This is a genomic window from Massilia sp. 05N420, assembly GCF_056397205.1.
The window spans coordinates 1-11697 of the sequence record NZ_JBFTMX010000074.1 but is presented as its reverse complement, the minus strand read 5'-3'; the positions used below and the strand labels follow the sequence as shown (position 1 = coordinate 11697).

Annotated in this window: 8 protein-coding genes and 1 pseudogene; 4 read left to right on the top strand and 5 right to left on the bottom strand. The window is 63.6% G+C overall.

The genetic code is table 11. The features are described from left to right. The 4 genes and pseudogenes from AC1DIX_RS26830 to rpsL all read right to left on the bottom strand — a co-directional run bounded on the left by AC1DIX_RS26830 (window position 1) and on the right by rpsL (window position 4277). Window positions 1-988, bottom strand: a pseudogene (locus tag AC1DIX_RS26830) (elongation factor Tu). Between the two features lie 104 nt (window positions 989-1092). Then, a complete protein-coding gene (gene fusA / locus AC1DIX_RS26825; RefSeq protein ID WP_442124185.1) occupies window positions 1093-3198 on the bottom strand; it encodes an elongation factor G in 2106 nt (701 codons plus the stop codon). Window positions 3199-3287: 89 nt separating this feature from the next. Further along, complete coding sequence (gene rpsG / locus AC1DIX_RS26820; RefSeq protein WP_442124184.1) at window positions 3288-3758, bottom strand: 30S ribosomal protein S7; 471 nt, start codon at window positions 3756-3758, stop codon at window positions 3288-3290. A 135-nt stretch (window positions 3759-3893) separates the two neighbouring features. Beyond that, on the bottom strand, window positions 3894-4277 hold the full coding sequence (rpsL, locus tag AC1DIX_RS26815) for a 30S ribosomal protein S12 (protein WP_036240557.1): 384 nt from the start codon (window positions 4275-4277) through the stop codon (window positions 3894-3896). Window positions 4278-4650: 373 nt separating this feature from the next. Between rpsL and AC1DIX_RS26810 the strand changes: the two genes are divergently transcribed. Continuing rightward, window positions 4651-6489, top strand: a complete 1839-nt coding sequence (locus tag AC1DIX_RS26810) for a phosphoethanolamine transferase (protein WP_477328307.1) — start codon at window positions 4651-4653, stop codon at window positions 6487-6489. Window positions 6490-6558: 69 nt separating this feature from the next. Here the strand turns inward: AC1DIX_RS26810 and AC1DIX_RS26805 are convergent, their stop codons facing one another. After that, on the bottom strand, window positions 6559-8181 hold the full coding sequence (locus AC1DIX_RS26805) for a MutS-related protein (RefSeq protein WP_477328305.1): 1623 nt from the start codon (window positions 8179-8181) through the stop codon (window positions 6559-6561). A gap of 181 nt (window positions 8182-8362) precedes the next feature. Here AC1DIX_RS26805 and AC1DIX_RS26800 point away from each other — a divergent pair, with 181 nt between their 5' ends. From AC1DIX_RS26800 to AC1DIX_RS26790, 3 genes are read left to right on the top strand one after another with little or no spacing between them, the layout of a single operon-like run. Continuing rightward, window positions 8363-9631, top strand: coding sequence for an efflux RND transporter periplasmic adaptor subunit (locus tag AC1DIX_RS26800; protein ID WP_477328304.1), 1269 nt, complete (start codon window positions 8363-8365; stop codon window positions 9629-9631). Between the two features lie 19 nt (window positions 9632-9650). Then, window positions 9651-10364 (top strand): ABC transporter ATP-binding protein, encoded by a 714-nt coding sequence (locus AC1DIX_RS26795; protein ID WP_442124180.1) that lies wholly within the window; start codon window positions 9651-9653, stop codon window positions 10362-10364. A 13-nt stretch (window positions 10365-10377) separates the two neighbouring features. Continuing rightward, window positions 10378-11688 carry an ABC transporter permease gene (locus tag AC1DIX_RS26790; protein WP_477328302.1) on the top strand — a complete coding sequence of 437 codons (1311 nt, stop codon included), beginning with the start codon at window positions 10378-10380 and terminating at the stop codon, window positions 11686-11688. Window positions 11689-11697: the final 9 nt, after the last annotated feature.

The following is an 11697-nucleotide window of genomic DNA, read 5'->3' as shown; positions in this document are numbered from 1 at the left end:
TTAGGCGATGATCTTGGCAACCACGCCGGCGCCGACGGTACGGCCGCCTTCGCGGATTGCGAAGCGCAGACCTTCTTCCATCGCGATCGGGGCGATCAGCTTGACGGTGATCGACACGTTATCGCCCGGCATCACCATTTCTTTGTCGGCCGGCAGAACGATCGAGCCGGTCACGTCGGTGGTGCGGAAGTAGAACTGCGGACGGTAGTTGTTGAAGAACGGGGTGTGACGACCACCTTCGTCCTTCGACAGCACGTACACTTCGCCGGTGAAGTCGGTGTGCGGCTTGATCGAGCCCGGCTTGGCCAGAACCTGGCCACGCTGGACGTCTTCACGCTTGGTGCCGCGCAGCAGCAGGCCGACGTTGTCGCCAGCTTGACCYTGGTCCAGCAGCTTGCGGAACATTTCCACGCCGGTGCAGGTGGTCTTCACGGTGTCGACGATGCCGACGATTTCGATCTCTTCGCCGACCTTGATGATGCCGCGCTCGACACGACCGGTCACCACGGTACCGCGGCCCGAGATCGAGAACACGTCTTCCACCGGCATCAGGAAGGCGCCGTCAACGGCACGTTCCGGGGTCGGGATGTAGGTGTCCAGGGCTTCGGCCAGCTTGATGATGCAGTCTTCGCCCATCTCGCCAGCTGCGCCTTCCAGCGCCATACGAGCCGAACCCTTGATGATCGGCAGGTCGTCGCCCGGGAACTCGTACTTCGACAGCAGTTCGCGAACTTCCATTTCGACCAGTTCCAGCAGTTCCGCGTCGTCGACCAGGTCGCACTTGTTCAGGAACACGATGATGTACGGAACGCCAACCTGACGCGCCAGCAGGATGTGCTCTCTGGTCGTAGGCCTTGGCTTCGCCGCCGAATTTCTTCGACAGAACGGTTGCGATTGCAGCCGTCAGGGTGGTTTTGCCGTGGTCAACGTGACCAATGGTGCCGACGTTGACGTGCGGCTTGGTCCGTTCGAATTTACCTTTTGCCATTTTGATCTTCCTTTAAAAGAACAATATATTTTAATTTTTGTGGGACAGGGCATGGCTCATCGCCGTTGCCCTGCCCTCAACTAACTAGATTTTTCTGACTACGCTTACTTGGACTTCGCGGTCACGATGGCGTCCATCACGTGCTTCGGAGCTTCAGCATAGTGCTTGAATTCCATCGTGTAGGTCGCACGGCCCTGGGTTGCCGAACGCAGCACGGTCGAGTAACCGAACATTTCCGACAGCGGGACTTCGGCCTTGATGATCTTGCCGCCGCCACCCGGGATTTCGTCCATGCCCTGCACCATACCGCGGCGGGACGACAGGTCGCCCATCACGGTACCGGCGTAGTCTTCCGGCGTTTCCACTTCCACCGACATCATCGGCTCGAGGATGACCGGGTTGGCTTTACGGCAAGCATCCTTGAATGCCATCGAACCAGCCATGCGGAACGCGTTTTCGTTCGAGTCCACGTCGTGGTACGAACCGAAGACCAGGGTCACCTTGACGTCGACGACCGGGTAGCCAGCCAGCACGCCGGCGGTCAGGGTCTCGCGAACACCCTTCTCGACTGCCGGGATGTATTCGCGCGGAACCACACCGCCCTTGATGGCGTCGATGAACTCGAAGCCCTTGCCCGGCTCTTGCGGTTCGACGTTCAGGACAGCGTGACCGTACTGGCCGCGGCCGCCCGACTGCTTGACGAACTTGCCTTCCACGTCGGTAACACCCTTGCGGATGGTTTCGCGGTATGCAACCTGCGGCTTGCCGACGGTCGCTTCCACGCCGAATTCACGCTTCATGCGGTCGACGATAATTTCCAGGTGCAGCTCGCCCATACCACCGATGATGGTCTGGCCCGATTCTTCGTCGGTACGCACGCGGAACGACGGGTCTTCCTGAGCCAGACGGTTCAGTGCCAGGCCCATCTTTTCCTGGTCAGCCTTGGTCTTCGGCTCGACGGCCTGCTGGATCACCGGCTCCGGGAACACCATCTTTTCGAGGATGATCGGTGCCGACGGATCGCACAGGGTTTCGCCGGTGGTCGCTTCCTTCAGGCCGACTGCAGCGGCGATGTCGCCTGCGCGGACTTCCTTGATCTCTTCGCGCTGGTTGGCGTGCATCTGCAGAATACGGCCGACGCGTTCCTTCTTGCCCTTGATCGGGTTGTAGACGGTATCGCCCGAATTGATGACGCCCGAGTACACGCGGAAGAAGATCAGCTGGCCGACGAACGGGTCGGTCATGATCTTGAATGCCAGCGCAGCAAATTTCTCGTTGTCGTCAGCCTTACGGGTGACCGGCTGGTCGTCTTCGTCGGTACCACCGACCGGCGGGATGTCGACCGGCGACGGCAGGTATTCGATGACCGCGTCCAGCATGGCCTGCACGCCCTTGTTCTTGAAGGCGGTGCCGCACATCATCGGAACGATTTCGCCGTTGATGGTACGTTGACGCAGTGCGGCCTTGATCTCGGCTTCCGACAGTTCGCCTTCTTCGAGATACTTGTTCATCAGGTCTTCGTTCGCTTCAGCAGCGGTCTCGACCAGCTTCTCGCGCCATTCGTTGGCTTGATCGACCAGCTCGGCCGGCACGTCGCGGTAGTCGAACTTCATGCCCTGCGATGCGTCGTCCCAGAAGATCGCCTTCATCTTGACCAGGTCGACCACGCCCTTGAAGTTGTCTTCGGCGCCGATCGGGATCTGCAGCGGGATCGGGTTGGCCTTCAGGCGGGCGCGCATCTGCTCGTACACCTTGAAGAAGTTCGCACCGGTACGGTCCATCTTGTTGACGAATGCCAGACGCGGGACTTTGTACTTGTTAGCCTGACGCCACACGGTTTCCGACTGCGGCTGCACGCCGCCGACTGCACAGTAGACCATGCAGGCGCCGTCCAGGACGCGCATCGAACGCTCCACCTCGATGGTGAAGTCGACGTGGCCCGGGGTATCGATGATGTTGAAGCGGTGCGGCTCGAAGTTGTTGGCCATACCCTTCCAGAAGCAGGTCGTCGCTGCCGAGGTAATGGTGATGCCGCGCTCTTGCTCCTGCTCCATCCAGTCCATGGTGGCGGCGCCGTCGTGCACTTCACCAATCTTGTGGTTCACACCCGTGTAGAACAGGATGCGCTCGGTGGTGGTGGTCTTACCGGCGTCAATGTGAGCGGAAATACCGATATTCCGGTAGCGCTCAATGGGGGTAGTGCGTGCCATAATTTTTCCTAAATCTTTGAATGGACAAAACCGGGCAACATTTTGAAATCAAAACGCGCCCGGCCTGAACAACGGATACTGCTGTGTGCTTAGAAGCGGAAGTGCGAGAACGCCTTGTTCGCTTCAGCCATGCGGTGGACTTCGTCACGGCGCTTCATTGCGCCGCCACGGCCTTCCGCGGCTTCCATCAGTTCACCACCCAGACGTTGCGGCATGGATTTCTCGCTACGCTTGTTTGCGGCTTCGCGCAACCAACGCATAGACAGAGCCATACGACGAACCGGACGAACTTCCACTGGCACCTGGTAGTTGGCGCCGCCGACGCGGCGGGACTTCACCTCGACCATCGGCTTGCAGTTGTTGATCGCGGTCGAGAACACTTCCAGCGGGTCCTTGCCCGATTTGGTCTGGATGTATTCGAACGCACCGTAAATGATGTTTTCTGCGACCGACTTCTTGCCGGACAGCATCAGAACGTTGACGAACTTGGCGACATCGGTATTGCCGAATTTCGGATCCGGCAGAATCTCGCGCTTGGGTACTTCACGACGACGTGGCATTTCAATTCCTTCCTGTCTTCAGTTGAGTGCTTAATCCGCACTCGCGAAAGGCCCTCATGACCTTTCACTTACTCGGCCTTCCGGCCGGCTCAACTTAACTATTAAATGTGACCTCGGTATGACGGGAGCGGAGAATTACTTCTTCGCAGCCTTCGCACGCTTGGCGCCGTACTTCGAACGGGCCTGCTTACGGTCTTTCACGCCCTGGGTATCCAGTGCACCGCGGACCATGTGGTAACGCACACCCGGCAAGTCTTTCACACGGCCGCCGCGGATCAGGACGACGCTGTGCTCTTGCAGGTTGTGGCCTTCACCGCCGATGTACGAAATGACTTCGAAACCGTTGGTCAGGCGAACTTTGGCGACCTTACGCAGTGCCGAGTTCGGCTTCTTCGGGGTCGTCGTGTAGACACGGGTGCAAACACCGCGCTTTTGCGGGCAGTTTTCCAGTGCCGGCGACTTGCTCTTCACAACCGCGGCTTCACGCGGCTTGCGAATCAGTTGATTGATGGTTGGCATCGTTCTTAATCCAACAAAATTTGCTACTACGTTGATGACCCGGACTGTCCTACTGCCCGGGGACTGAAACCTAGTCCCGGATTGCTTCCTGTACAGGCGACGAAAGCCACTCACCAAAGGGAGCGRCCTGAATGCGTATACGATGTGCAGAATAAATTCGAGAACTCGCGAGTATAGACCCGAACCATGTCAAGGTCAACCTACTTGCAGTCCGGGCACCGCGGCAAGGGCGGAAGACGGCGAAATTGCCGGAAGAATGTCGCGCTGGCGATACATCGAGTGTACGCCGGTTTTCGATCCTTGTGCGGAGGTAATAGCGTTCCAACTAGCAAAGGCGAGATAATGACGGACTTTCTCCTCTGCTCTGGCTTCGATGCGATCCCTGCTGCGTCCGCGCAATCTGTATGTGCTGCTGAGTTACCTCGTGCTGTCGTGCATGCCCTTCGTCCCCTGGCTGTTCGGCGAGCCGGTCGCGCACCCGGGCCAGCTGGTGGGCATCGAGCTGGTCTGCTGGATCGCCGCCTGGGCTTTCTTCAAGCGCCCCGCCCGCTTCCACTGGCTGCTGCTGCCGGCCTTCCTCGGCCTGCCGGTGGAGTTCTATCTGCGCGCCTTCTACGGCCAGGGCATCTCGACCCACCATCTCGGCATCATCGCCGAGACCAGCCCGGAAGAAGCGATGGAATTCCTGGGCAGCAAAGTCTGGCTGCTGGCCGCCGTCTTCATCGGCGTGCTCGCCTGGTTCGTCAGCAGCTGGATCGCGGCCTGGCGCACCCGCGACCTCGACTGGGACGACGTCTCGCGCATCGTGGTGATGGGCGTGCTGGGCCTGGGCGTGGCGGTGTTCGGCTATGGCCATACGTTCGGCATCGCGCCGCCGCCGCTGGCCAGCGTGGCCGGCGACTCGGCCAAGGCCGCGCCCGCGAAGCCCGGTGCCGAAGAGACCGCGCCGCCGCGCGCGGGCAGCCTGCCCTCTACCGGCCGCCTGCCGCCGCTCGCGCACTGGGCCCGCCTGCCGCTCGACCTGGACGCCTTCGCCCGCTCCTGGCCCTTCGGCCTGATGGCGCGCGGGCTCGACTTCTATAAAGAGCGGCACTACCTGGCCGACCTGAACGAACGCAGCGCCCATTTCCGCTTTCACGCCCACGCCGGCCGGCCGCAGGACGAGCCGCAGCTGGTGGTGATGGTGATCGGCGAATCCTCGCGCTACGACCGCTGGAGCCTGAATGGCTATGCGCGCGAGACCAATCCGCAGCTGGCGCAGGAGTCGAACCTGGTGGTGCTGCCGGATGTGATCACCTCGGTCTCGGCGACCCGCCTGTCGGTGCCGGTGATCGTCTCGCGCAAGCCGGCGATCCAGAGCCTGAAGGACGGGTTCTCGGAAAAATCCTTCCTGTCCGCCTTCAAGGAGGCCGGCTTCAAGACCTTCTGGCTGTCGAACCAGATCTCGTTCGGCAAGTTCGACACGCCGGTATCGGTGTTCGCCAAGGAAGCCGACGTGGTCGATTTCCTGAACCTGGGCGGCTACAGCGACCAGTCGAACTACGACGAGATCCTGTTCGCCCCGCTCAGGCACGCCCTGCTCGACCCGGCGCCCAAGAAGCTGGTGGTGCTGCACACCCTGGGCAGCCACTGGAACTACAGCCGCCGCTATCCGAAGCAGTTCGACAAATGGCAGCCCTCGCTGTACGGTGTCGACAAGCCGGTCTATACCGATATCCGCCTCAAGGAACAGCTCAACAACAGTTACGACAGCTCGATCCTGTATACCGACTGGTTCCTGGCCCACGTGATCGACTCGCTGCGCGACACCGGCCTGCCGGCCTCGATGCTGTACGTGGCCGACCACGGCCAGACCCTGTACGACAACAGCTGCCGCCTGGTCTTCCACGGCCACAACACGCAATACGAATTCCACATCCCGGCCTTCGCCTGGTATTCGGACGCCTACCAGGAGCGCTATCCGGACAAGGTCGCCCAACTGCTGCAGCACCGCAAGGCGAAACTGGCGACCGAAAACATGTTCCACACCCTGCTCGACATGGGCGACGTGCGCTACCCGGACGAACGGCTCGAATGGAGCTTCGTGAACCCCGGCTTCAAGCAGCACAAGCGCTACGTCGACAGCTACGGCTGGACCGACTACGACAACGCCACCATCAAGGGCGAATGCCACGAAGTGATCGCCAAGGGCAGGCCGAAACCCCGCAGCTGACGCGCCCATCAAACCAGGATTAGTCTCCGGTTAATTTCCTCAATTCGGGGTCAGAGCACATTATTTTCGCTAAGCCTTTGAAAACAAAGTCGTTTTTTCCGAAAATGTGCTCTGACCCCGAATTTCCCGAATTTCCACCAGCCAGGCCGCTACCCGCTCCGCCTTCCTCTGTATATCCACGCCGAAGCCGCGCTGCGCCAGCAGGGCCACGCCATTGGTCTGTCCCAGCACGCCGGGCTCCAGGCGCAGGCCGTCGCCGTCGGTGCGCACGATGCGCCAGGGTTCCAGCCGGTGCGCCAGCAGCGGCCCGAGCACCAGGTTGTGCGAGGAGATCACGACGATGGAGCGCGCCGCCAGTTCGTCCACCACGGCCGCTGCCGCCGCCACCGATTCCTCGTGATTGGTGCCGCGGAAGATCTCGTCGACCAGGCAGATGACGGGCCGGCGCTCGCTGGCCGCCAGCAGTTCGCGGGCGCGCGCCAGCTCGGCGATGTACAGGCTCTGCCCGTCCAGCAGCGAATCCTCGTTCTGCATGCTGGCCACCACCGGCAGCGCCGGCAGCACGGCACGGCGCGCGTAACAGAAGCCGAAAGCGCGCGCGGCGACCAGGTTCAGGCCCAGCATGCGCAAGAACGTGCTCTTGCCGACGCCGTTCTGGCCGGAGATGAAGGCGCCCTTGTCCGCCAGCGACAGCGACAGCGGATTGCCGCCTTCGAGCAGCGGATGCACGCCCTCCTCCATCGCCAGCGTCCTGCCGTCGCCGCGGCCGGCCCAGCACCAGGCGCCCACGCCGCGCAGATGCCGCGCCAGCGCCACGTCGGCCTCGAGTTCCGTACACAGCCGGTAGCACTCGCGCAGGAAGGCGCGCTCGGCGGACACGATATGCGAGGTCTTGAAGTAGTGCCTGACGTTGGCCAGCATGAACCAGTCGCCATACGCCGCCGCGTCGGGGATGGCTTCCGCCACCAGGCCGCGCGACAGGCTGCGGCCGATCTTCCCCGCCCGCGCGCCGCGTCCCGAAAAATCTTCCGCCAGCGCCTRCCCGCCGCCATCCAGCAACGAAACCGTCCGCAGCAGCATCCGCAGCGCCCAGGTGCTGCGGCGCCAGGTCCCCACCTGGTCGGTGTAGCGCATCTGCAGCGTCATCAGGAAGTACATCACGATACCGAAAGGGATCCAGGCCCAGGGCGTCCACAGCACCGCCGCCAGCGAGGTGGCCAGGCCGAGCGGCAGCAGCCGCACCCAGGCGAGCCAGCGCGGACGCGGCGGTGCCTGCCACTGCGGATCGAACAGCAGCCCGGCCACCTCGGTGTCCGCGCGGCGCAGCGAGCGCAGCGTCCGCTGCAGGCCGTCCAGCTGCGCCGGCTCGCGCAGCAGGCGCTCGATGCGTTCGCGCCGCGCCGCGCACTCTTCCGCCGAAGCGCCGGCGCGCAGGCGGCGGTGCAGTTCCTGGCGCCCGAAGATGCTGACTTCCCCGGACAGGCTGTCCGCATAGCGGTCGATCAGCAGGTCGCGCCAGGTCTGGTCGTCGATGGCCGCGTCGTCCGCCGCCGTCAGGCGGTGCAGCCGGGCGACGTCGGTCGGCGCGAACGGATAGGCGGGCGGCTCGGTCTCGACCGGGGCGAGCCCGCTCAGGAATTGCGTCAGCATGGGGCGCCAGGCGGAGAGGGACAGGAAGGGATTCGGGCTCATGCTCAGGAAATTGTTCCTATTGGCAAAATTTCAAGTCCTGTCCGGACCTGTCCGTAACACGGCTCGCGCGGACACGGCGGACAACGTGTCCGGGACAGCTGACCCTCTATAAATCAAGGACTTAAGAACTGGCACGGATCGTGCAATAACAGCACTGTCCAAACCCAGGAATGTCCACACCATGATTCGCGATACCTCACATCAAGACGCCGTCATCGCCCCGTCGGCCGGACACGCCATCAAGCGCCGCGCCATCTGGATCGGCGCCGCGGTCGCCGCCGCCGCGCTGTGCGCCGGCCTGTTCTCGACCTGGCGCAGCAGCGAAGCCTCGGTCAACGCAGCCCGCATCCGCGTGGCCGAGGTCACCCGCGGCACCCTGGTGCGCGATGCCTCCGTCAATGGCCGCGTGGTCGCCGCCGTCAGCCCGACCCTGTACGCCAAGGCGGCGTCCACCGTCAACCTGAAGGTCGCCGCCGGCGACACCGTCAAGAAGGGCCAGGTGCTCGCGGTGCTGGAATCGCCCGACCTGGCCGACGTGCTGAAACGCGAAGTCTCGTCTTACGAAGGCTTGAAGGCCGAAGTGGCGCGCCAGCAAATCCTGTCGCGCAAGCAGAAGCTGCTGGCGCAGAAGGAGGCCGACACCGCCGAGATCGAGCGCCTGTCGGCCCAGCGCACCCTGGAGCGCTACGAGAGCGTGGCCCAGGTCGGCGTGATCGCCAAGATCGACTACCAGAAGGCCAAGGACGCGCTGCAGTCGGCCGAGATCCGCGCAAAGCACGCGGGCCAGGCGGCGGTCCTGGAAGGCGACGACGTCCAGCTGGCCCTGAAAACCAAGGTGAACGAACTGGAACGCGCCAAGCTGTCGATGGAAGAGGCGCAGCGCCGCGTCGACGAACTGACCGTGCGCGCCCCGGTGGACGGCTTCATCGGCACCCTGAACGTGCAGAACCGGATGGTGGTGGCCGCCAACGCGCCGCTGATGACCCTGGTCGACCTGTCCAAGCTCGAAGTCGAAGTCGAGGTGCCGGAAACCTATGTGGCCGACATGGGCCTGGGCATGAACGCCGAGATCACCCTGCCGGGCGGCACCGCCACCGGCAAGCTGTCGGCGCTGTCGCCGGAAGTGGTGAAGAACATGGTATTGGCGCGCGTGCGCTTCGACGGCGAGCAGCCGAAAGGCCTGCGCCAGAGCCAGCGCGTGACCGCGCGCCTGCTGATCGAGGAAAAGCCGAACGTCATGATGCTGCCGCGCGGCCCCTTCGTCGAACAGGACGGCGGACGCTACGCCTACGTGGTCCGCGACGGCATCGCCACCCGCACCCCGGTCCAGCTGGGCGCGACCAGCGTCTCGGCGGTCGAGATCCTCTCCGGTTTGAAGCAGGGCGACAAAGTGGTAGTGGCAGGCACCGATGCATTCAACAACGCGACCCGCGTCTCGATCAATCAATAATCAAACAAAGGACAAGACCATGCTGCGCATGACCAACCTCTCCAAGGTGTACCGCACCCACATGATCGAGACGCACGCCCTGCGCGGCTTCGAGATCGAAGTCAAGGAAGGCGAATTCGTCACCGTGACCGGTCCCTCGGGCTCGGGCAAGACCAGCTTCCTGAACATCGCCGGCCTGCTGGAGGAATTCACCTCGGGCGAATACGTCCTCGACGGCGTGAACGTGAAGGGCCTCGACGACAACCAGCGCTCGCGCCTGCGCAACGAGAAGCTCGGCTTCATCTTCCAGGGCTTCAACCTGATCCCCGACCTGAACCTGTACGACAACGTCGACGTGCCGCTGCGCTACCGCGGCTTCAACGCGTCCGAGCGCAAGAAGCGCATCGAGGATGCGCTGTCCAAGGTCGGCCTGGCATCGCGCATGAAGCACTACCCGGCCGAGCTGTCGGGCGGCCAGCAGCAGCGTGTGGCGATCGCACGCGCCCTGGCCGGCACCCCCAAGCTGCTGCTGGCCGACGAACCGACCGGCAACCTGGATACGGCGATGGCGCGCGGCGTGATGGAGCTGCTGGAAGAGATCAACGCCGCCGGCACCACCATCCTGATGGTGACCCACGACCCCGAGCTGGCCGTGCGCACCACCCGCAACGTCCACATCATCGACGGCCAGGTGTCCGACCTGGTGCGCCGCGGGCCGACCCTGGTCGACGCCAAAGCCACCGTGAGCGCATAAGGAGGGCGCCGCCATGTTTGCCTACTACTTCATGCTGGGCGTGCGCAGCCTGCGCCGCAACCCGGCGCTGACGGCCCTGATGGTGCTGACGCTGGCCGTCGGCGTGGCCGCCAGCGTCTCCACGCTGACCATCCTGCACGTGATGTCGGCCGACCCGATCCCGGAAAAGAGCAGCCGCCTGTTCGTGCCGCAGTTCGACAACGGCCAGGTCGCGGACTACACGCCGGGCGAGGATCCGGGCGATATGCAGATGAGCTATCCGGACGCCGCCAACCTGCTCAAGAGCGGCCAGGGCGAGCGCCGCACCGCGATGTACGGCGTGCCGGCGGCGATCGAACCGCCGCGCAAGGACATACCGGCGTTCTCGGCCACCGGCCTGGCGCCGACCCGCGACTTCTTCGCCATGTTCAACGTACCCTTCCTGCACGGCCAGGCCTGGAGCGAGGCCGACGACGCCCGCGGCGCCGACGTCGTGGTGCTGGGCCGCGAGACCGCCGAGAAGATGTTCGGCGACGCCAGTCCGGTCGGCCAGCGCCTGATGCTGATGGGCTCCCCCTTCACCATCGTCGGCGTGACCGACACCTGGGCGCCGCTGCCGCGCTACTACAAGCTGATCGGCGGTAACCGCTTCGGCACGCCGGAAGAGTTCTTCATCCCGTTCTCGACCGCGATCCGCCACGAAACCCAGCACGCCGGCAGCATGAGCTGCAACGCCAACCGCGACCCCGGCTTCGCCAGCCTGCTGGCCTCGGAATGCACCTGGATCCAGTTCTGGTTCGAGACTCGATCAAGCGGCGACCGCGCCGAGCTGCAGACCTGGATCGACAACTACGCCAAGGAACAGCGCAAGCTGGGCCGCCTGAAGCGCAACGCTCCGAACATGCTGTACAACGTGAACGAGTGGATGGAAAAGCTCAAGGTGGTCGGCAACGACAGCAAGCTGTCCGCCTGGCTGGCCTTCGGCTTCCTGGTGCTGTGCCTGGTGAACACGGTGGGCCTGCTGCTGGCCAAGTTCTCGGTGCGCGCTTCCGAGATCGGCGTCCGGCGCGCACTGGGTGCCTCGCGCAGCGAGATCTTCCACCAGTTCCTGATCGAGACCGGCGTGGTCGGCCTCGTCGGCGGCTTGCTGGGCCTGGTGYTGGCCTTCGGCGCCCTGGCTCTGATCGGCATGCAGAGCAAGGGCATGGCGAACGTCGCCCACATGGACTGGCAGATGCTGGGCCTGACCTTCGTGATGTCGGTGTCGGCGGCCATCGCCGCCGGCCTGCTGCCGACCTGGCGCGCCTGCCAGGTGACGCCGGCGATCCAACTCAAATCGCAGTAACCGGGAGAC

Bases quoted from the DNA above. Each gene is read 5' to 3' on its own strand.
- rpsL (WP_036240557.1), bottom strand. From the start codon at position 4,277: ATGCCAACCATCAATCAACTGATTCGCAAGCCGCGTGAAGCCGCGGTT.
- AC1DIX_RS26810 (WP_477328307.1), top strand. From the start codon at position 4,651: ATGCGATCCCTGCTGCGTCCGCGCAATCTGTATGTGCTGCTGAGTTAC.
- AC1DIX_RS26800 (WP_477328304.1), top strand. From the start codon at position 8,363: ATGATTCGCGATACCTCACATCAAGACGCCGTCATCGCCCCGTCGGCC.
- fusA (WP_442124185.1), bottom strand. From the start codon at position 3,198: ATGGCACGCACTACCCCCATTGAGCGCTACCGGAATATCGGTATTTCC.
- AC1DIX_RS26795 (WP_442124180.1), top strand. From the start codon at position 9,651: ATGCTGCGCATGACCAACCTCTCCAAGGTGTACCGCACCCACATGATC.
- rpsG (WP_442124184.1), bottom strand. From the start codon at position 3,758: ATGCCACGTCGTCGTGAAGTACCCAAGCGCGAGATTCTGCCGGATCCG.